Here is a 19944-nt window from a genome sequence, read left to right on the forward strand (position 1 = left end):
ACCCTCGACAAGCCAAGAACCTAGTCAGAGAACGGCATGCACCAACTCAGACGCGCAGACCCACCCACGGATACGTCACGAGAGCCGGATATCCGTTCTTGTGCTGGATGGGTGGATGTTGTGGTGCGGCGGGGTGATCGGGTTGGTGGCGGGACGGCTGCTCGTGGCGGGGTGGTGTGCAGGCTCGACAGGTAGTGCACCGGCGAGACGGTGTACGCACGGGCGGGTTCACGCTCAGGTGTACTACCCGGCCGCCCGACATCTCCTGTCGAGCGTGCACATCACACCGAGCCCGGCACCGCCCCGGGACCCGTCGACCACCGACACACCAGTCACAAGAGCCGGATAGACCGAACCGGCTCCGACCCTGCAAAGTCGGAGCCGGTTCGCGTTGTCCGGCTACTTCACGAGCACGATCGAGTTGATCGGGGTGAAGTCGTACGGCGCGTACGCGCCGGTGTAGCGCTGCACCGGGTAGCAGTTCGTCCCGTTGTAGCCCTTGCAGATGGCGAAGCCCGCACCGCCGGTCTGGCTGTTGATCAGGACCTTGATCCCGGTCACGTTCGACAGGTTGTGCGCGCCGTAGCTGTACCAGATGTTCTTGCTCAGGATGCTGCCGTTGGGCTCCTGCAGACAGACCGCCCCCGACGGGCAGGTCGCCGTCGTCCCCGCGGTCGCCTCCGCCGCCTGCGTCGCCGCGCTGGCGGTCGGCGCCAGTGCCACGCCCGTACCGATCACGGCAGCAGCGATCCCGGCGGCGGTCATCGCAATCTTTCGCATGGTTTCCCCTTAACCTAAAGGGCCCCCCGAGTGAAGACCCATCACCGAAGCTAGTGCGCGGGCTGGGCCGCCGGTACCCCGATCGAACCCGTTTCGGCCAGGCCCGAAACGGGTTGTCAGCGCATCCGAGTCTCGGCGAAGTCGAGCCAGTGGGTGGTGTCGGCGGGGGTGTGGTGGCGGATGGACCAGTCGACCAGGCGCAAGGACATGTGGGCCCAGTAAAGGCGCAGTACGGCGGGATCGAGGGTGGTCTCCAGCAGGTCGTCGAACCACGTCAGGTCCGCGCCGGGGAGACGGACGTGGGCGTCGAACCGCAGGGTGACCAGCGCGAACAGGCGGTCGCCGCGGCCGATGCCGTCCCAGTCGACGATCCCGGTGATGCGTCCGGCCTCGGTCAGCACGTTGCCGGTATGGAAGTCGAGGTGCACGAGGTCGTCGCCGGTCATGTCGCTCGGCTCGTCCCGGCCGACCGCGTGGATCCAGGCCAGGAGCCTCCGCGTGCGGTCGTCGTACCGCTGGAGGGACTCGTGCAAGCAGAAGCCGGGACCGCTCTCGAGCAGGTACATCGAGGGGACCGGCAGGTCGGGCGCCAGGCCGGCGAAGCGGTCGGTCAGCGCGAGCATCGTCTCCAGCAATGCGCGGTCGACGGTCTCCGGTGGCCGGCCCGGCAGGCGTTCCTGCACCACGCCGACGCCGTCCGGCAAGTCCACGAGCAGCTGGTACTGCGGGACAGGCAGTCCGCCCCGCCGCGCTGCCGCGAGGACTTCCGTCGTACGTCGAAGGTCGGTGATGGAACCGAATCCGCGCGTCAGTACGCCGTCGCGCCCGTCGGGCCAGCGTACGAACGCGGCGCCCACCTCGCCCGCGCCCGCTTGCCCGACGAACTCGAGCCCGGCGTTGGTCGCCTGATTGACCTCTTGCAGCAACTGCTGCGCATCGAGCTTCGCAACGGGACCGGGGATCTCGTCGGCAGACACGATTGCTGACCGTACCTCTCTATGAGCCTCGACACTATGAGCCTCGACATTGTCCGGTTCCTCTCTATGAGCCTCGACACTGTCCGATTCGACGAACTTGTTCGTAACGAACATGTTCGTTAGCCTGAAGGACATGACGGATGAACCCAGGAGCCGGCGGGAGCGGCCGGCCAAGGAGGCGCTGACGCGGCGCGGGATCGTGGCGGCAGCGGTCGACGTGATGCGGGCCGAAGGACTCGGTCGGGTCACCATGCGGCGGCTGGCGAAGGAGCTCGATACGGGGCCCGCGTCGCTGTACGTGTACTTCCGCGACACGGCCCAGTTGCACGCCGCCGTACTCGATGAGCTGCTCGGCTCGGTGGATCTGTCGCCGGTCGAGGCCGCCGGGGATTGGCGAGCGCGGCTCGAGACGCTGCTGGCGTCGTACACGCTGGTCCTGTTCGAGTACCCGAGCCTCGCGCAGTCCGCCGTGACCGCGCGGCCGTCGGGCGCGAACTATCTGCGGCTGGTCGAGTCGATCCTCGCGCTGCTCGACGAGGGCGGCGTACCGCCTCAGCAGGCGTCCTGGGGGGTCGACCTGCTGCTGCAACTGGCCACCTCGACCGCTGCCGAGCACGCGGGTGGCGACGACGCGGAGGCCTGGAACGCAACGGCCGCCGCATTGCGGGCGGTCCGGCCCGAGACGCATCCGCGGATCGCGGCCCTGGGGGAGGACCTGCTGAGCGGGACGGGACGGGACCGGACCTCGTGGGGCGTCCGCGTACTGATCAACGGAGTGCTCGCCACTCCACGCACAGAAGGAGAACGAGCATGATCGCGATCATCGGCGCCGGCCTCGGCGGTTTGACGCTGGCCCGGATTCTGCACGTCAACGGCATCGAAGCCGCTGTCTACGAGCTGGACGAGTCGCCGACGGCCCGTACGCAGGGCGGCATGCTCGACATCCACGAGGACTCAGGTCAGCAGGCGCTGCGCGCGGCCGGCCTGTACGACGACTTTCGGCGGATCATCCTGCCCGGCGCCGAGTCGATGAAGATCTACGACCGCGACGGCGTACTGCGTCTCGCGGAGCACGACGACGAGGGTCGGGGCCGCCCGGAGGTACGTCGCCGTGACCTGCGCGATCTGCTGATCGGCGGCCTGCCGGACGGCATGATCCGCTGGGGTTCGAAGGTCGTCGAGATCTCGGCCGACCGGGAGGTCCGGCTGGCTGACGGGAGTACGTTCACCGCTGACCTGGTGGTTGGTGCGGACGGCGCATGGTCCAAGGTCCGCCCGCTCGTCTCGGACGCAACCCCGGCGTACCTGGGTCTGTCGTTCGCCGAGCTGAATCTGCTCGACCCCGAGGTGCGGCACCCGGACAGCGCCGAGCTGATCGGCGGCGGCATGATGATGGCGCTCGGTGACGGCCGCGGCTTCCTGGCGCACCGCGAACCGGACCGCCTGCACGTGTACGCCGCCGTGCGGAGGGACGAGGACTGGTCGGCCGACGAGGTCACCAAGGAGACCGTGCTGGCCGAGTTCAAGGACTGGGACGACCGGTTCCTGCGCCTCGTCCGGGAAGCCGACGGCGAGCTGACGCCCCGCGCGATCCACGCCCTGCCGATCCGGCACCGCTGGGATCGGGTCCCCGGCGTCACGCTCCTCGGCGACGCGGCTCACCTGATGTCACCGTTCGCCGGCGAAGGCGCCAACCTCGCGATGCAGGACGGAGCCGAACTGGCCGCCGCCCTGATCGCCACCCCGGACACCGAGGCGGCGCTGGCGACGTACGAAGCGGCCCTCTTCCCCCGAGCCGAAGCCTCCGCCGCGGAGTCCACGCAGAACCTCGAGATCTCGTTCGCCCCTGACGCCCCGGCCGGCATCCTGAACTTCTTCGCCAGCCTGGGCTGATTTCCGGAACAAAGTTTGCGCTGGGTGGCAGTTATGTTCCGGAAAGGCGAGCTGCCTACGCGCGGGTGGCGGGGTAGACCGCGCCGGTGTACTTCTCGCCGGGGCCTTGGCCGGGCTCGTCCTGGATGGTGCTGGCTTCGCGGAAGGCGAGCTGAAGCGAGCGGAGGCCGTCCTTCAGCGGTGCCGCGTGGTGGTGGCCCAGCGAAGGGGCGGCGGCGTCCATGAGGCCGGCCAGCGAGTCGATCAGCGAGCGGGCCTCGTCGAGGTCCTTGTGGTCCGGGAGGTCCGCGGCCAGGCCGAGGTTGACGGCGGCGGCGCTCATCAGGTGCAGTGCGGCGGTGGAGATGATCTCCACGGCGGGGACCTCGGCGATGTCGCGGGACGCGGTCGAGAGGGGGTCGGGCTGTGAGGTGGCATCTGCGTCGGTCATGCTGCTACTCTTGCATGGCGACCGACCCGGTCCATTGGTGACCCCTGAGCGGAATAGTTCAGGACCGCCTGTGGTTCGAGTCTAAGCGGAGGGCCACCTCCCACCCAGTCGATGAACAGTCGGCGGGTCCCGGTCACGCTGAGAACCTGTGGAGGACATCCGGAGGATCACAGCGACAGTACGGCGCACCAGCCGCAAGGTTGGATCGTCGTACATCTGGGAATTGGGCCTTCGTGTGATCGCACGAGGGCCTTCTTGTTTTTCAGGGGGCTCGCGGTGATCGCGAGGTGGCACCCAGTACGAGTTCAACCCAGGAGGACCCATCACCACTGATTTGCGCGTCAACGAGCGCATCCGCGTTCCCGAGGTGCGGCTGGTCGGACCGAACGGTGAGCAGGTAGGCATCGTCCGGATCGAAGACGCACTTCGGCTGGCCCAGGAGGCCGACCTCGACCTGGTCGAGGTCGCGGCCACCGCCCGGCCTCCGGTCTGCAAGTTGATGGATTTCGGCAAGTACAAGTACGAGACCGCGCAGAAGGCGCGCGAGTCCCGCCGGAACCAGACCAACACCGTCATCAAAGAGATGAAGCTGCGGCCGAAGATCGACCCGCACGACTACGAGACCAAGAAGGGTCACGTGGTGCGGTTCCTGAAGGCCGGGGACAAGGTCAAGATCACCATCATGTTCCGCGGTCGTGAGCAGTCCAGGCCGGAGCTCGGCTTCCGGTTGCTGCAGCGGCTGGCCGAAGACGTGACCGAGCTCGGCTTCGTCGAGTCGTCGCCGCGTCAGGACGGCCGGAACATGATCATGGTGCTCGGACCGCACAAGAAGAAGTCCGAAGCGCGCGTGGACGTGGAAGCCGAGAAGGCACTGCGCAAGGCCGAGCGCGAGGCCGAGGAAGAGGCCGAGCGCCTGGAGCGCGCCGAGCAGGTTCAGGCCCACGAGGCCGAGCGTGCCGCCGGCGTCACGAAGAAGCCGAAGGGTCCGGCCGACAACCTCGACCCGGAGTGACGGAACGCTCCGGCCGCCCGAGGCAGCCGGAGCCCGTCGTACCGACGATCGAGTCAACGAAGAAAATCAGGAGCACAACAGCCATGCCGAAGATGAAGACCCACTCGGGGATGAAGAAGCGCGTCCGGGTCACCGGGTCGGGCAAGATCCGTCGCGAGCAGACCGGTGTCCGCCACCTCGCCGAGGCGAAGTCCTCGAAGCGCAAGCGCCGCCTGTCCGGCACCGTCGAGGTCGCCCCGGCGTACGTCAAGAAGGCCAAGAAGCTTCTCGGCATCTGAGGCCCCCGCCTCGCCCCTCCCGAACATCCCCCGCCGCGTGGGCAATCCTGTCTCCGGCGCAGAAATACAAGGAGTAACACCTCATGGCACGCGTGAAGCGGGCGGTCAACGCCCACAAGAAGCGTCGCGTCGTACTCGAGCAGGCCAGCGGTTACCGCGGCCAGCGCTCGCGGCTGTACCGCAAGGCCAAGGAGCAGGTCACCCACTCGCTCGTCTACGCCTACCGTGACCGCAAGGCGCGCAAGGGCGACTTCCGGAAGCTGTGGATCCAGCGCATCAACGCCGCGGTCCGCGCCGAGGACCTGACCTACAACCGCTTCATCCAGGGTCTGCGCCTGGCCGAGGTCGAGGTGGACCGCAAGATCCTCGCCGACCTCGCCGTCAACGACCCGGCCGCGTTCTCCGCGCTCGTGCAGCTGGCCAAGGCCGCGCTGCCGACCGACGTGAACGCGCCGAAGTCCGACGCCGCAGCCTGAACAACAGCTCGACGACACAGTGGCGAGTCCCGGTCTGCTGACCGCGCAATCCGCGCGGATCAAACAGGCCCGGCGGCTCGCCACTCGTGCGTTCCGGCGCAAGGCCGGCCGGTTCCTGGTCGAAGGCCCACAGGCCGTCCGGGAAGCCCTCGAACACCGCGAGCTCGTCATCGAGGTGTACGCCGAACCCGCGCTGGCGGCCCGGCATCGTGACCTGTACGACCTCGCCGTGGCGGCCGGCGTCCCGTGGTTCGAGGTCGACCGCGCCGCCGTCGAGAGCCTGAGCGAGACGGTCACGTCACAAGGGGTCGTCGCGGTCTGCTCGCTGGTGACCGTTCCGCTGCCGGACAGCTCGTTCAAGCTCGTCGCGGCCGGCGTCCAGGTCCGCGACCCCGGCAACGTCGGCACCTTGATCCGTACGGCGGACGCGGCCGGCGCCGATGCCGTCGTACTGACGACGGAGTCCGTCGACCCGCACAACCCGAAGGCGGTCCGGGCCAGCGTCGGCAGCATCTTCCACGTGCCGATCAGCACGGATGTCGACATCGTCGCCGCTGTGCAGACCTGGCGTGCGAACGGCCTGCAGGTGCTCGCCGCCGACGGGTACGGCGCGACCGACCTGGACACCTGCATCGACGACGGCACGCTCGCGAAGCCGACCGTGTGGCTGTTCGGCAACGAGGCCCACGGCCTGCCCGACGACCTCAACGCTCTCGTCGACCACTCGGTGAAGGTCCCGATCTACGGCCGCGCCGAGTCCCTCAACCTGGCCACCGCCGCCGCCATCTGCCTGTACGCCTCAGCCCGAGAACAACGCCGTTGATCTTCGATCTGCCGGGACGCTTCTGGCGCGGCAACCTGCACACGCACTCGAACCTGTCGGACGGGGCGTTGTCGCCGGCCGAGACCGCGCAGGTGTACCGGGACGCCGGGTACGACTTCGTGGCGATCACCGACCACTTCCGCGCGGAGTACGGATTCCCGATCACGGACACGCGGGAGCTGAGGTCTGACGGGTTCACCACGCTGATCGGCGCCGAGTTGCACGCGCCGCGGACCGAGGCGGGCCAGGCGTGGCACATCGTGGCGATCGGACTGCCGCTGGACTTCGCGCAGCCGGGGGAGACCGAGACCGGCCCCGAACTGGCGCGGCGCGCGCGGGCTGCGGGTGCGTTCGTCGGGATGGCGCATCCGTCGGCGTCGCTGCTGACGGCGGTCGATGCCGAGAGCCTGGACGCGGCGCATTCGGTCGAGGTCTACAACGCACTGTCTGACCGCGAGAACCGCGGCGACAGTTGGCATCTGGCCGATGTCCTGCTGAACCGCGGCCATCAGCTGACCACGTACGCCGCCGACGACGCGCACCTGCACCCTCAGGACCCGCCTCCGTGCCAGGCCTGGGTCCACGTTCGCGCGGAAACACTCGAACCGGACGCTCTCATCGCCGCGTTGAAGGCCGGCCACTTCTACTCCAGCACCGGCCCCGAGCTGTACGACGTACACCTCGAAGGCGACGAGATCGTCGTCCGGTGCTCACCTGCCACCAAGATCCTGCTGACCGGCGGCCACCCCGGCGCAGAGGTTGCTCAAGGCACCAACCTCACCGAATGCACCTTCCCACTGGACCTGTTCCGCAACACCCACTGCCGCATCACCACCGAAGACGCGACCGGCGCCCGCGCCTGGACCAACCCGATTCATCTGTCCTGATTGACGAGTGGGTGGGTGGCGTGTCAGCGTTGGGGTAGCGCGCGCCAGGGCGCCTCTTCTCCGCGGCAAGCACTGAGTGCACCTGGAACGGCAGGACCTTTCTTGGATGGCCGGTGACCCTTCGGGACGGCCTGGTTCAGCGGAGCGGGTTGTCCTGGAAGGACCGTTGATGTCGACCACACCGCTGCCCGCGAAGGCCAGCCTCAGCCAGTTGCGCGCCCGCGCCAAGGACCTGCGCAAAGCAGTCGCCAAAGGGAGGCCCGACGCGATCGAGCGGGCCCGCGCGCATCACCCGGCGTACGACGAGGCGGGCTTCACGTTGCGGGACGCGCAGTTGACGATCGCCCGTGAGTACGGGCTGACCAGCTGGCCGGAGTTGATGGAGAAGGTGGCCACGGAGCTGGTCGAGGGCCGGGAGCTGCACCGGTACTTCGGCGTCGAGCTCAACAACGAGACCTGGGATCTGCTCGAGCAGATCGACGAGAACAGTCCGCTGCTCGACCAGGAGCGGTTGCTGTACGGCGCGTACGCCGCCTGCCTGCACTGGCTCGAAGCCGGGAACGAGGCCAACCACGCGCGCGGTGAGCACCTGATCGCACGCGTCGCGCTGCGGATCGGCCGGACCGAGACGGGGCTGCAGCACGCCCGCCGCTGTCTCGAACTCGTGCAGGCGTTCCCGGAGCAGATGGCCGACTGGGACGAGCCGTTCGCCCGTGAAGCACTGGCCCGTGCGCTGGCGGCGGCCGGGGAGCCGGCGGCTGCACGCGCCGAGCTGGATCGAGCCCGGGAACTGGCGGGGCGCGTCGCTGGAGAAGGCGACCGTAAGGTGCTGGAGGAGGAGCTTGCCAAGGAGCCGTGGTTCGGTCTGACGAGCTGAGCGGGTGACCTACTCCTTGACGCGGGTCTGGAGGCCGTCGAGGAGGGCGTCCAGGCCGAAGACGAAGTTTTCGGTGAGACCTGCGTCGAGGTCCAGCGAGGTGCGGCGGCGTACCGACTTCTGCATCTCGGGGTAGTCGCCGGCGACGGCCTGGGCCTGTTCCAGGATCTCGCTGACCCAGTTCTCCTCGGAGCGGCCGGACTTGCGGACCATCTCGCGGGTCGCGACCTCGGCGCTGACCGTGCCGAGGACGTACGACATCACGCTGCCCATCGCGAGATCGATCTCGTGTTCGGAGAATCCGGCCGCCCCGAACAGCACCAGCCCGCGGGAGCCCATCGACATCGCGTTCGGGCCGATGCTCGGGCGCGTGTACATCACTTCGGGCAGCCAGGGATGCCGCAGTACGGCGGAGCGCAGGCTGTGCCCGAACAGCAGCGCACCGGCCCGCCACCCGGCCAGCTCCGGCTCGGGTACGTCGATCTCGCCCCATACCTCGTCGATGAGCAGGTCGATCAGGTCGTCCTTGGTGTCGACGTACCAGTACAGGCTGGTCGCGCCGGAGCCGAGTTTGGTGCCCAGCTTGCGCATGCTCAGCCCGGTCAGGCCCTCGGTATCGAGGATCGTCATCGCCGCAGCCACGATCTGCTCCCGGCTGAGCGTTTCCCGCGCGGGTGCCGCCTTGGGTTCCCGGGTCCAGATCCAGTCCTTCATGAGGTCCATCCTACAAAGGACTCGCACACCGTACGAGATCGTCGTACAGTGTGCGAGTGACTAGTACACCGTTCGAGTCTGAAGTTTCCGGCGCCGAAGGGCATCCCCGCCGCTGGTGGATCCTGTTGATCCTTTGTCTGAGCCTGATGGTGCTGGTGGTCGACAACACCGTCCTCAACCTGGCGATCCCGTCGCTGATGCGCGACCTGGGCGCGACGCCCGCGGACATCCAGTGGGTGATCGACGCGTACATCCTGGCGTTCGCGGGCCTGCTGCTGACCGCCGGAAGCCTGTCCGACCGGTTCGGCCGGCGGAAGATGCTGCTGCTCGGGCTGGTGGTCTTCGGCCTGGCGTCGATGCTGGCGACCCTGGCCGAGAACCCGTGGCAGCTGATCGCGTGCCGCGGCCTGATGGGTGTCGGCGGCTCGCTGCTGATGCCGAGCACGCTGTCGCTGCTGTTCACGGTGTTCCCGCCGGAGGAGCAGCGCAAGGCGATGGCGGGCTGGTCGATGGTCGCGATGGTGGGCGTGGTGGCCGGCCCGACCGTCGGCGGCGTACTGCTGAACCACTTCTGGTGGGGCTCGATCTTCCTGCTGAACGTGCCGATCGCGGTCCTGGCGATCATCGGCACGCTCGCGCTGATCCCGGAGTCGAAGGGCCCGGCGCGCGACGTCGACCCGGCGGGCGCGGTCCTGACGATCGTCGGTATGGCGTCGATCGTCTGGGCGATCGTCTCGATCCCGCTGCATGGCTGGGGCTCCGCCCGGGTGCTCGGCGCGCTTGTGGTCGGCGTGGTCGCGTTGACCGCGTTCGCGTTGTGGGAGAAGCGGAGCGCGCATCCGATGGTGCCGCTGGCGCTGTTCAAGGACCGGCGGTTCAGCGGTACGAGTTTCTCGATCGTGCTGCTGTCGTTCACCGCGGGTGGATTGCTGCTGGCGTTGACGCAGTACCTGCAGTTCGCGCTCGGGTACACGCCGCTGAAGGCGGGGCTGGCGTTGATCCCGTATGCGTTGTCCGCGGCGCTGTTCAACGGCCTCGGGGCGACCCTCGGGAAGAAGATCGCGGACCGGACGCTGATCTCGCTCGGTCTGCTGATCATCGCGGGCAGCTTCGCCATCCTGACGCAGGTGTCCGACACGAGCGGGTACGGGCTGTTGATCGTCGGCCTGCTGGTGATGGGGATCGGCGGTGGCCTGGCCGGTCCGGCGGCGTACACGCTGTTGATGCAGGCCGTTCCGCCGGATCACCGCGGTGTCGGCTCGGCGATGAACGACACCGTCCAGCAGACGGGTGCCGCGCTGTCGGTCGCCGTACTGGGCAGTGTGCTTGCGGCGGCGTACTCGTCGGCTCTGCCGGACTCCGTCCCGGAAGCGGCGCGTAAGTCGATCGCCGACACCATCGCGCTCGGTCCGGACTTCCTCGGCGCGGCCAAGCACGCGTTCGTCGACGCCATGTCGATCGCGATGACGGTGGGGGCGATCGGCGCGGTCGCCGGGGCAGTGGTCGCGCTGGCGGTGCTCCCTAAGGGCGAGAAGAAGGTGCAGGACGCGGCCCCGGTGGTCGACGACGCGGTGCACTGACACCGTGCTTTGACACCGGGTACTGACAGCATTTGCGGCATGACGCAACGGTGGCCGATCGACCTGCTGGCCCTCGCCTGGGCAGTGCGCTGGAGAGTGCGTGACTGAGCAGGGGGTCGTGAACCTGGTCCTGATGTCGCTGTTCATCCTGCTCCCGATCGCGCTCGGCACGATGCTGTTCGGCCGGTCGCGCGGGAACCGGTACGTGCTGAAATGGTCCCGCGGCCTCGCAATCCTGACGATCGTCTTGGCGACCGCGTACGACGTAGCCGGCGCAGTCTGCCTGATCCTCGCCGAGCCCGAACCAGGCCATGAGCCCTGGGTCGACCCCTCCGCCGTCGTGGATTACCCGACGTTCTTCCTCCCCGTCGGCGTCGGAGCACTCCTAGCCGCGCTCGGAATCCTGGTCGGAGTGATCCGCGGCAGGCACCGCCTCGGCTGACCGGGTTCGGGGAGGTTTCTCGTCCCGATCCGGGAGTAGAACCCTCCCCAAACCCTTGGACGGGGCATGGGTTTGGACGGGCGATTCACGGTCTTGGGGTTTGGGTTTCTAGACTGCAATCCGCAGACGTACCAACCCGAGAGCGAGCCATGTCCGGTCCCAACACTGATTACGACCCGGTCGAAGTGACGCCGCTGCATGCCGAAGAGGTGGAGCGGACCCGCGACGAGGCGCTGACGGCGTTCAGCGGGGCGGCCGATCTGGCGGCCCTGCAGGAGGCCAAGACGGCCCATCTCGGCGACAAGTCGCCGATCGTGCTGGCCAACCGGGAGATCGGCGCGCTGCCGCCGCAGGCCCGTAAGGAGGCCGGTCAGCGGATCGGCGCGGCCCGGAAGGCGATCAACGAGGGGTTCGCGTCCCGGCTCGCGGTGCTCGAGGCCGAGCACGAGGAGCGGATGCTGAACACCGAGCGTGTCGACGTGACGTTGCCGTGGCACACCCCGCAGCTCGGCGCGCGGCACCCGCTGTCGCTGATCTCCGAGCAGGTCGCGGACGTGTTCACCGCACTCGGCTGGGATGTCGCGGAGGGCCCCGAGGTCGAGGCCGAGTGGCTGAACTTCGACGCCCTGAACTTCCAGCCCGACCACCCGGCGCGGCAGATGCAGGACACGTTCTTCGTCGAGCCGGCCGGTTCCGGCAAGGTACTGCGGACGCACACCTCACCGGTCCAGGCGCGGTCGATGCTGACCCGCAAGCCGCCGATCTACGTGATCTGCCCGGGCCGCGTGTTCCGCACCGACGAGCTGGACGCGACGCACACGCCGGTCTTCTACCAGGTCGAGGGCCTGGTCGTGGACGAAGGCATCACGCTCGCGCACCTCAAGGGCACGCTCGACCACTTCGTCGTCTCGATGTTCGGCGAGGGCCTCGAGGCGCGGCTGCGGCCGAACTTCTTCCCGTTCACCGAGCCGTCGGCCGAGGTCGACCTGAAGTGTTTCGTCTGCCGCGGCGCGTCCGTCGGCAACCCGGACCGGCCGTGCCGGACCTGTGGCAGCGAGGGCTGGATCGAGTGGGGCGGCTGCGGCGTCGTGAACCCGCGGGTCCTGCAGGCCAACGGCATCGACACCGACCGGTACTCCGGTTTCGCGTTCGGCATGGGCCTGGAGCGGACGCTGATGTTCCGCAACGGCGTCGAGGACATGCGGGACATGGTCGAGGGTGACGTGCGGTTCAGCCGCCAGTTCGGGATGGAGATCTGATGCGGGTCCCACTGTCATGGCTTCGTGAGTACGTCGACCTGCCGGCTGACGTCACCGGCCGCCAGGTGGCGGAGCAGCTGATCCGGGCCGGCCTCGAGGTGGAGACCGTCGAGGAGTCCGACCTGACCGGGCCGCTCGTGGTCGGCAAGGTGCTCACGTACGAGAACGAGCCGCAGAAGAACGGCAAGACGATCCGCTGGTGCTCGCTGGACATCGGCAAGGACGAGCCGCAGTGGGTCGTCTGCGGCGCGCACAACTTCGAGGTCGGCGATCTCGTGGTCGTCGTGCTGCCGGGCGCGGTGCTGCCGGGCGGGTTCGCGATCGCGGCGCGGAAGACCTACGGGCACGTGTCGAACGGCATGATCTGCTCGAGCGCCGAGCTCGGTCTCGGTGACGACGGCACGCACGGCATCGTCGTACTCGAGCCAGGCGAGGGCACGCCGGGTGATGACGCGATCGAGTTGCTGGCGCTGCGGGACGACGTACTCGATATCGCGGTGACGCCGGATCGTGGGTACTGCCTGTCGATCCGTGGTGTCGCGCGGGAGGCGGCGACGGCGTACGGCGTGGAGCTGAAGGACCCGGCCGACGTGACGTTGAACGGGTCCGGCGCCGGGGGCTACCCGGTCCGGGTGGACGATGCGGCGGCGTGCAGTGTTTTCGTCACGCGGACCGTCACCGGGATCGACGCGAAGGCGTTGTCGCCGCGGTGGATGCAGAAGCGGCTGCTCGCGTCCGGGATGCGGCCGATCTCGATCGGTGTCGACGTCACGAACTACGTGATGCTCGAGCTGGGTCAGCCGATCCACGGGTACGACCAGGCGCGCTTGTCCGGTGAGATCGTCGTACGGCGGGCGAACGCCGGCGAGAAGCTGATGACGCTGGACGACCAGACGCGTGAACTGGACGCCGAGGACCTGCTGATCACCGACGACTCCGGTCCGATCGGTGTCGCCGGCGTGATGGGTGGCGCGTCGACGGAGATCTCGGATGCCACCACCGACGTGGTGATCGAGGCCGCGCACTTCGACCCGATCGTGATCGCGCGGGCGTCGCGCCGGCACAAGCTGTCGTCGGAGGCGTCGCGCCGGTTCGAGCGCGAGGTCGACCCGAATCTCCCGCGGTACGCCGCTCAGCGCGTCGCGGACCTGCTGGCCGAGTACGCGGGCGGCACGATCCTCCCCGACGAGACCGTCGTCGACACCCACCCGAAGCCGACCCCGGTCACCCTCCGCGCCGACCACGCAGCCCGTGTCGCGGGTGCGGTGATCACGCTCGAGGAGACCGTTCGGCACCTGGCTTCGGTGGGCTGCACAGTCGAGGCTGCTGCGGCGGACGCGGTCGCGGCTCCGTTGGCCGCGGGTGCGCACGCTCCCGCGCTGGCCGAGGTCGGCTCCACCACCGTCGGGTCCACCCACGTCGAAGGCGCCGATCTGCTGACGGTGACTCCGCCGTCGTGGCGGCCGGATCTTCGGGATCCCAACGACTTCGCTGAAGAGGTTATTCGGCTGTTCGGGTTCGACAATGTGCCGTCGGTTCTGCCGGCCGCGCCGGGTGGGCAGGGGCTGACGGTTTCGCAGCGCAGGCGGCGCCGGGTGGCGACCGCGCTCGTCGGTGCAGGACTGACCGAGGTGGTGTCGTACCCGTTCACGGGTGACGCGGACTTCGAGGCGATGGGCATCCCGGCCGACGACGTCCGCCGTACGACGGTCAAGCTCGTCAACCCGATCTCCGACGAAGAGCCGTCGATGCAAACCACCCTGCTCGCGACGCTGCTCCGGACCGCCGAGCGCAACGTCGGCCGCGGCGCGAACGACCTGGCGATCTTCCAGACCGGCCTGGTGTTCCTGCCGAAGGCGGAGACGAAGCCCGCGCCGCTCCCGTCGGTTGCGCATCGGCCGAGCGACGCGGAGATCCAGTCGCTGTACGACGCACTCCCGGACCAGCCGCTGCACGTCGGCGTGGTGCTGACCGGTGCGCTGGCGCCGACCGGTTGGTGGGGCAAGGGCCGCCCGGCCGGATGGGCCGATGCGGTGCAGATCGCGCGGCTGATCGCGTCCGTGGTCGGTGTCGAGCCGGTCGTGAAGAACGTGGAGCTCGCGCCGTGGCACCCGGGTCGGTGCGCAGAGTTCTCGGTCGGGGACACCGTGATCGGTCACGCGGGCGAGCTGCACCCGAAGGTGTGCCAGGAGTTCGGTCTGCCGGCGCGGTCGAGTGCGGTCGAGCTGGATCTCGACGCGCTGATCGCGGCGGGTCCGGAGTCGATCACGGCGCACCCGTTCTCGTCGTACCCGGTGGCCAAGGAGGACGTGGCGTTGATCGTCCCGGCCGAGGTCGCGGCGGCCGACGTACAGGCTGCACTGGCCGAGGGTGCGGGCGAGCTGCTGGAGTCGGTCCGGCTGTTCGACGTGTACACCGGTGAGCAGATCGGCGAGGGCAAGAAGTCGCTCGCGTTCGCGCTGCGGTTCCGGGCGCCGGACCGGACGCTGAAGGAGAACGAGGTCGCCGACGCCCGCCAGGCAGCGGTCCAGGTCACCGTCGACCGCTTCGGCGCAGTCCAACGGGTCGGCTGAGAGCCATGTGGAGGGGGGCCGCGCGCCGGCTCTGCGGAGGCTGGCGATGAGCGGCGGTCAGCCGAGGGTGGCGGTCGCTGCGCCGAACGCCGCCGCGGCTGAGGCCGGTGTGCGCGTTGCCGCGGAGGGCGGGAACGCGGTGGACGCGGCGATTGCGGCCACGCTCGTCACGATGGTGAACGAGATCGGGGTGGTGTCGCCGGCCTCGGGTGGGTTTGTCACGTTGCAGGTCGCGGGTGGTGATGCGGTCACGATCGACGGCTGGGTGGAGATGCCCGGCCGCGGCCTGCCGACGGACCGGTTCGGGCGCGGCGTCTGGGACATCACCACCGATTACGGCGGCGGTACGACGACCACCGTCGGCCACGGCTCCGTCGCCACGCCCGGCGGGATGAAGGCTCTCGACCTCGCCCACCGGCGTTCCGGCAAGGCGCCGTGGAGCGAGGTCGTGCAGCCCGCGATCGACGTCGCCCGCAACGGCTTCCCGCTGAGCCGGACTTCGGGCTACTACCTCGGTTTCACCCACGAGATCATCTTCGGCTGGCACCAGCCGAGCCATGCCGTCGTGCACGACGAGGACGGCGCGGTGATCAAAGCCGGCAGTACGGTCGTGATCCCGGAGCTCGCCGAGGCGCTCGAGCTGATCGCCCGCGACGGCGCCGAGACGATGTACACGGGCCAGCTCGCCGAGCTCCTGATCCACGACATGTCCGCGAACGAAGGCATCCTGACCGCCGCGGACCTCGCCGCGTACGAGGCCGTCGTACGACCGGCCCTTGTCGTCAACCAGAACGGCTGGCGCCTCGCCACCAACCCACCGCCCGCGGTCGGGGGAGTGGCCGTCGCCGCGATGCTCGCGCTGCTCGACGGCGTACCGTCCGACGGCAGCTGGCGGCAGTCCGAACTGGAGCGGTTGATCGACGTCCAGTACGCCGTACTCGGGCAGCGGCTCGCCGAGCTCGACAGGGAGGACGTGCGCAAGCTGGAGGGCCAGAAGCTGCTCGATCTCGCGGCGGCCGGCGACCTTCGCGCGTTGACCTCACCGAGTACGGCGACCGTCTCGGTCGTCGACGACGAGGGTGACGCCTGCGCGATCACGGTCTCGTCCGGCTACGGGGCCGGCGTACTCACACCTGGCACGGGGATCTGGCTGAACAACGCGCTCGGCGAGCAGGAGCTCCTGCACGGCGGCCCGCACAGCCTCGCGCCCGGCACCCGGCTCACCTCGAACATGGCCCCGAGCGTGGCCCGCCGCGACAGCGACGGCGCCGTACTCGCGATCAGTTCGCCCGGCTCGGACCGGATCCCGACCGCACTCGCCCAGGTGTACGCGCTGTACACGCACGGCGGTCTGCGGCTCCGCGACGCCGTCGAGCATCCGCGGCTGCACGTCCGCGTCCGCGAGGACGTGGTCGTCGACTACGAGGACGACCTGCCGGTTTCCGGGTCGACCGCGTTGCCGACCCGCGCGATGCCGCCGCACTCGATGTACTTCGGTGGCGTCGCAGCGGCGCTCTGGGACCCGGCTGACGGCCTCCTCGCCGTCGGCGACCCGCGCCGAACCGGTGCGGTGGCCATCTCTCCCTGATCGCGCTAGTAAGGTCAGGCCACCAGGATCCGAAAGGCAGCCGATGCGGGACACCCACCCCGAGCTCTCCGTCGTCGTACCGATGTACGACGAGGAGGAGGTGCTGCCGATCTTCTTCGAGCGGATGCACCCGCTGCTCGACGGCCTGGGGATCACCTACGAGTTGCTGGTTGTCGACGACGGCAGCCGGGACCGGACCGCTGCGCTGCTCCTCGACGCCGCGAAGGACTGGCCGCAGCTCCGCGTCGTCCGCCTGCTCCGCAACAGCGGTCACCAGGCCGCCCAGTCGGCCGGCTTCCGCCGTGCCCGTGGCCAGTACGTCGTCACGATCGACGCCGACCTCCAGGATCCGCCGGAGGTCATCGCCGAGTTCCTGCAGGCTGTCCGCGAGCAGGACGTCGACGTCGTGTACGGCGTACGCTCCGACCGCTCGAGCGATTCCTGGGCGAAACGTACGTCGGCGCGGCTGTACTACCGGTTGATGTGCCGCCTGGTCGGCAAGGAGATCCCGTTCGACGCGGCCGATTTCCGGCTGGTGACCCGTCGAGTGGTGGACGCGGTGAACGCGCTTCCCGACGACGGCCGGGTCTTCCGCCTGGTGATCCCGTGGCTCGGGTTCCCGAGCGCGGAGGTGCGATACGTCCGGGCGGAGCGAGCGGCCGGCACGACGAAGTACAACTTCTCGAAGATGCTGCGGCTCGCGTTCGACAGCGTGACCGCGTTCTCGGCGGCCCCGCTGCGGCTGGCGACCTGGCTGGGGCTGCTCGGTGGCGCGATGTCCGGGCTGTTCGTGGTCGGCGCGCTCGTGATCAAGCTGACCGGCCGGAGCATTCCCGGCTGGACGTCGACGGTCCTCGCGGTCAGCGTGATCGGCGCGATCCAGCTGTTGTGCCTCGGTCTGCTGGGTGAGTACGTCGCCCGCTTGTTCCAGTCGAGCCAGCGCAGACCGCAGTTCCTCGTCGGCTACGACAGTCTCACGGACCACGGGCATCAGGAGCCCGTCCACGAAAGCACTCCGTCCAAGCGATGAAGCGGGCTGTCCCGTGGCTGCTGCCGATCCTGGTGGCGGCCGGTGGGTTCATATCGCTCGGCGACGTCGGAATCGGTCCGCTCGTCAAGTACGCCGTCTACTTCGCTGGAGCGATCGCGCTGCCTGGCACGTTGCTGCTGCGGGCCGCGTGGCGCAGTACAGGCAACTGGGCTGAGGATCTTGGGCTCGGGTCGGTCGTCGGCGCGACGTGGCAGTTGATCGGCTGGGCGATCTTCACCGCGCTCGGCTGGCAGCGCTGGTTGATCGTGTGGCCGGCCCTCGTCCTGATCGGCTTCGCGCTCCTCGGGCGACAGTACTTCCGGATCGCCGAGCCCAGACCGCTACCGCTCGCGTGGACGGTCGGGTTGGCGGTGTCCGCGGCGGTGATGGTCGGCGCAGCCACCTTCGGCGTGATGGCGTACCACCCGATGCCGCCGTACGGCGGGGCGTACTACCCCGACCTCCTGTACCACCTGTCGATGGTGCAGGAGCTGACCCGCTCCGTGCCGCCCGAGATCCCACAGGTCGTCAACGAGCCGCTCGAGTACCACTGGTTCGCGAACGCCGACATGGCCGCGGCTGTCGACGTCACGCGGCTCACTCCGATGGTCGTGCTGTTCCGGCTCTGGATCCTGCCGTGGCTGGTCGTCTCGCTGCTCGTCTGCGCGACACTGGCCCGCGTCGTCAGCCGCACCTGGTGGACCGGCGTACTCGCCGCACTTGCACTGGCCGCACCGCAACTGTTCCTGCTGGTCGACACGAGTGTGAACCTCGCACCACCGGTCAGCCTCCTCAGCCCATCCCAAACCTTCGGCATGGTCGCCGCTGTCACGGCAGCCATCCTCCTCATCGACCTCCTGTTCCCCCGTTACGTCCGAGGAACTGCGCAGACATCCCGCCACTTCTTCGGACGTAAGGAGTTGTGGGGCGGGGTTGTCGCGGTGGTGGTGGCGGGGGTCGGGGGTGGGGCTAAGCCGACCGTGCTGCCCTTGTTGGTGGGAGGGGTGGGGCTTGCTGCGTTGTGCCTACTCGTGACGACACGGCGGGTGCCGTGGCGTTTGATCGGTACGACGGCGGTGCTGCTCGTCGTCGGCGCGATCACCTTCCTGACGGTGGCTGGTAGCACCAGTGGATCGCGGCTGCAGTTCCTCGCCGTACTGAAGTCGCTGCCCGTGTACACCGCGGCCACTGGCGACAAGACGCAGCCGGGCGACGGCGGACTGATCCTGCCCGCTCTCGCGCACGGCGAAGTGATCGGAACGCTCAGTCTGCTGCTCGGACTGCTGCTGACTCTGCAGGCGATGTCCTGGGCCGGATTCGGCGTCGTCGGCCGGAAGGACCCGGTCGCGTGGTTCCTGCTCGGCGCGATGATCGCGGGGTGGGCGGGCTACCTGCTGATCGACCACCCGTCGGTGAGCGAGTCGTACTTCGTCTACACCGCGGCACCGTTCAGCCTGGCCGGAGCCGGCTGGTTCGCAGCAACCAGTGCGCGCGCCTCTGGTCGCCCGGTCCCGATCGCGATCGCTGCCTTCGTCCTGTCGATCGGGTACGCCGGTCTGATCGTCTGGGCCCGTGGTGTGCCAGCAGCCTCGACCGGCCGCCAGCTGTGGTTGAGCACCCGGATGCTGCTCGTCGTACTCGGGATCACGCTCTTCCTGCTGCTCGTGTGGCGGCTGACGTTGCGACAAGCCGGTGGCGGCATGTTCGTCGTACTGGTCCTGCTCTCGACTGCCCCGATCAGTTCCTTCCTGCAGAGCGAGGTCCGTGGTGACACCGAGAAGGCACCGACGTACCGGGCCGCGCGGTGGTGGGTGTACTCGGACGAGGCCGAGGCCGCGCTCTGGCTCGGGCAGAACTCTGCGCCGACCGATGTGGTGGCGACGAACACCTGGTGTCGTCCGGCGGGCCCGCCCGCGCCAGGATGCGACGCCCGCGGGTACCTGGTCAGCGGGATCGCCGGACGCCGCACGCTGATCGAGGGCTGGGCGTACACGAACCAGGCGATGGCCAGACAAGGCGACGGCGGCCGCCGCTACACCGAGCAGCCGTCGCCGTGGCCGGACCGCGTCGCCCTCACCAACCAGGCCCTCACCGCACCGACCGCCGAGGTGCTGCGAAGGCTGCGCGACGAGTACGGCGTTCGCTGGCTGTACGCCGACACGCGCAACGGACCCGTGGCGCCGGCGCTCGACCAGCTCGCCGTACGACGACACAGCGTCGGCAAGGTCCGGATCTACGACCTCGGAGAGTGATTGTCCCGTAACATTGGGTCCGCGCAGGCCGTTAACGTCTACGCAGGCCCGCCCGCCACGCGGCCCGAAGTAT

Annotated in this window: 19 protein-coding genes; 15 read left to right on the forward strand and 4 right to left on the reverse strand. The window is 68.9% G+C overall.

The features are described 5' to 3' along the window. Positions 1-399 precede the first annotated feature (399 nt). A complete protein-coding gene (locus ACWF0M_RS36350) occupies positions 400-780 on the reverse strand; it encodes a hypothetical protein (protein WP_452240306.1) in 381 nt (126 codons plus the stop codon). Between the two features lie 116 nt (positions 781-896). Further along, positions 897-1757, reverse strand: a complete 861-nt coding sequence (locus tag ACWF0M_RS36355) for a phosphotransferase (RefSeq protein ID WP_452240307.1) — start codon at positions 1755-1757, stop codon at positions 897-899. Positions 1758-1890: 133 nt separating this feature from the next. Between ACWF0M_RS36355 and ACWF0M_RS36360 the strand changes: the two genes are divergently transcribed. Both ACWF0M_RS36360 and ACWF0M_RS36365 read left to right on the forward strand, forming a co-directional pair. Next, positions 1891-2571, forward strand: coding sequence for a TetR/AcrR family transcriptional regulator (locus ACWF0M_RS36360; RefSeq protein WP_452240308.1), 681 nt, complete (start codon positions 1891-1893; stop codon positions 2569-2571). Beyond that, positions 2568-3650, forward strand: coding sequence for an FAD-dependent oxidoreductase (locus tag ACWF0M_RS36365; RefSeq protein WP_452240309.1), 1083 nt, complete (start codon positions 2568-2570; stop codon positions 3648-3650). The genes ACWF0M_RS36360 and ACWF0M_RS36365 overlap by 4 nt, the downstream gene beginning before the upstream one ends. A gap of 55 nt (positions 3651-3705) precedes the next feature. Here the strand turns inward: ACWF0M_RS36365 and ACWF0M_RS36370 are convergent, their stop codons facing one another. Next, the gene (locus ACWF0M_RS36370) at positions 3706-4080 is read right to left on the reverse strand and encodes a DUF1844 domain-containing protein (RefSeq protein WP_452240310.1); all 375 of its coding nucleotides are present in this window, start codon (positions 4078-4080) and stop codon (positions 3706-3708) included. Positions 4081-4414: 334 nt separating this feature from the next. On the opposite strand from ACWF0M_RS36370, the gene infC reads away from it, so the two are divergent. The 6 genes from infC (at position 4415) to ACWF0M_RS36400 (ending at position 8433) form a co-directional block, all read left to right on the forward strand. After that, positions 4415-5092 (forward strand): translation initiation factor IF-3, encoded by a 678-nt coding sequence (gene infC / locus ACWF0M_RS36375; RefSeq protein WP_452240311.1) that lies wholly within the window; start codon positions 4415-4417, stop codon positions 5090-5092. Between the two features lie 83 nt (positions 5093-5175). Beyond that, positions 5176-5370, forward strand: a complete 195-nt coding sequence (gene rpmI / locus ACWF0M_RS36380) for a 50S ribosomal protein L35 (RefSeq protein WP_130383713.1) — start codon at positions 5176-5178, stop codon at positions 5368-5370. 83 nt (positions 5371-5453) lie between these two features. Beyond that, positions 5454-5846, forward strand: coding sequence for a 50S ribosomal protein L20 (rplT, locus tag ACWF0M_RS36385; protein ID WP_130383712.1), 393 nt, complete (start codon positions 5454-5456; stop codon positions 5844-5846). Positions 5847-5865: 19 nt separating this feature from the next. Then, positions 5866-6669: a TrmH family RNA methyltransferase gene (locus ACWF0M_RS36390; RefSeq protein ID WP_452240312.1), complete on the forward strand. Its 804-nt coding sequence runs from the start codon at positions 5866-5868 to the stop codon at positions 6667-6669. Beyond that, positions 6666-7556 carry a CehA/McbA family metallohydrolase gene (locus ACWF0M_RS36395; protein ID WP_452240313.1) on the forward strand — a complete coding sequence of 297 codons (891 nt, stop codon included), beginning with the start codon at positions 6666-6668 and terminating at the stop codon, positions 7554-7556. The genes ACWF0M_RS36390 and ACWF0M_RS36395 overlap by 4 nt, the downstream gene beginning before the upstream one ends. Positions 7557-7725: 169 nt before the next feature. Beyond that, positions 7726-8433, forward strand: a complete 708-nt coding sequence (locus tag ACWF0M_RS36400; RefSeq protein WP_452240314.1) for a hypothetical protein — start codon at positions 7726-7728, stop codon at positions 8431-8433. Positions 8434-8442: 9 nt separating this feature from the next. On the opposite strand, the gene ACWF0M_RS36405 is transcribed toward ACWF0M_RS36400, so the two are convergent. Continuing rightward, positions 8443-9147 carry a TetR/AcrR family transcriptional regulator gene (locus tag ACWF0M_RS36405; RefSeq protein ID WP_452240315.1) on the reverse strand — a complete coding sequence of 235 codons (705 nt, stop codon included), beginning with the start codon at positions 9145-9147 and terminating at the stop codon, positions 8443-8445. A 56-nt stretch (positions 9148-9203) separates the two neighbouring features. On the opposite strand from ACWF0M_RS36405, the gene ACWF0M_RS36410 reads away from it, so the two are divergent. From ACWF0M_RS36410 to ACWF0M_RS36440, 7 genes are all read left to right on the forward strand, one after another. After that, positions 9204-10727: an MFS transporter gene (locus ACWF0M_RS36410; protein WP_452240316.1), complete on the forward strand. Its 1524-nt coding sequence runs from the start codon at positions 9204-9206 to the stop codon at positions 10725-10727. 100 nt (positions 10728-10827) lie between these two features. Then, on the forward strand, positions 10828-11169 hold the full coding sequence (locus ACWF0M_RS36415) for a hypothetical protein (RefSeq protein ID WP_452240317.1): 342 nt from the start codon (positions 10828-10830) through the stop codon (positions 11167-11169). Between the two features lie 149 nt (positions 11170-11318). Further along, entirely contained in the window at positions 11319-12428 is a 1110-nt protein-coding gene (gene pheS, locus ACWF0M_RS36420; protein WP_452240318.1) for a phenylalanine--tRNA ligase subunit alpha, read from the forward strand. After that, positions 12428-15001 (forward strand): phenylalanine--tRNA ligase subunit beta, encoded by a 2574-nt coding sequence (pheT, locus tag ACWF0M_RS36425; RefSeq protein ID WP_452240319.1) that lies wholly within the window; start codon positions 12428-12430, stop codon positions 14999-15001. The genes pheS and pheT overlap by 1 nt, the downstream gene beginning before the upstream one ends. 46 nt (positions 15002-15047) lie before the next feature. Beyond that, entirely contained in the window at positions 15048-16589 is a 1542-nt protein-coding gene (locus ACWF0M_RS36430) for a gamma-glutamyltransferase (protein ID WP_452240320.1), read from the forward strand. Between the two features lie 43 nt (positions 16590-16632). Beyond that, complete coding sequence (locus ACWF0M_RS36435; RefSeq protein WP_452240321.1) at positions 16633-17619, forward strand: glycosyltransferase family 2 protein; 987 nt, start codon at positions 16633-16635, stop codon at positions 17617-17619. Beyond that, a complete protein-coding gene (locus ACWF0M_RS36440; RefSeq protein WP_452240322.1) occupies positions 17616-19871 on the forward strand; it encodes a hypothetical protein in 2256 nt (751 codons plus the stop codon). Before ACWF0M_RS36435 ends, ACWF0M_RS36440 begins: the two co-directional genes overlap by 4 nt. Positions 19872-19944: the final 73 nt, after the last annotated feature.

This window comes from Kribbella sp. NPDC055110 (assembly GCF_053607525.1).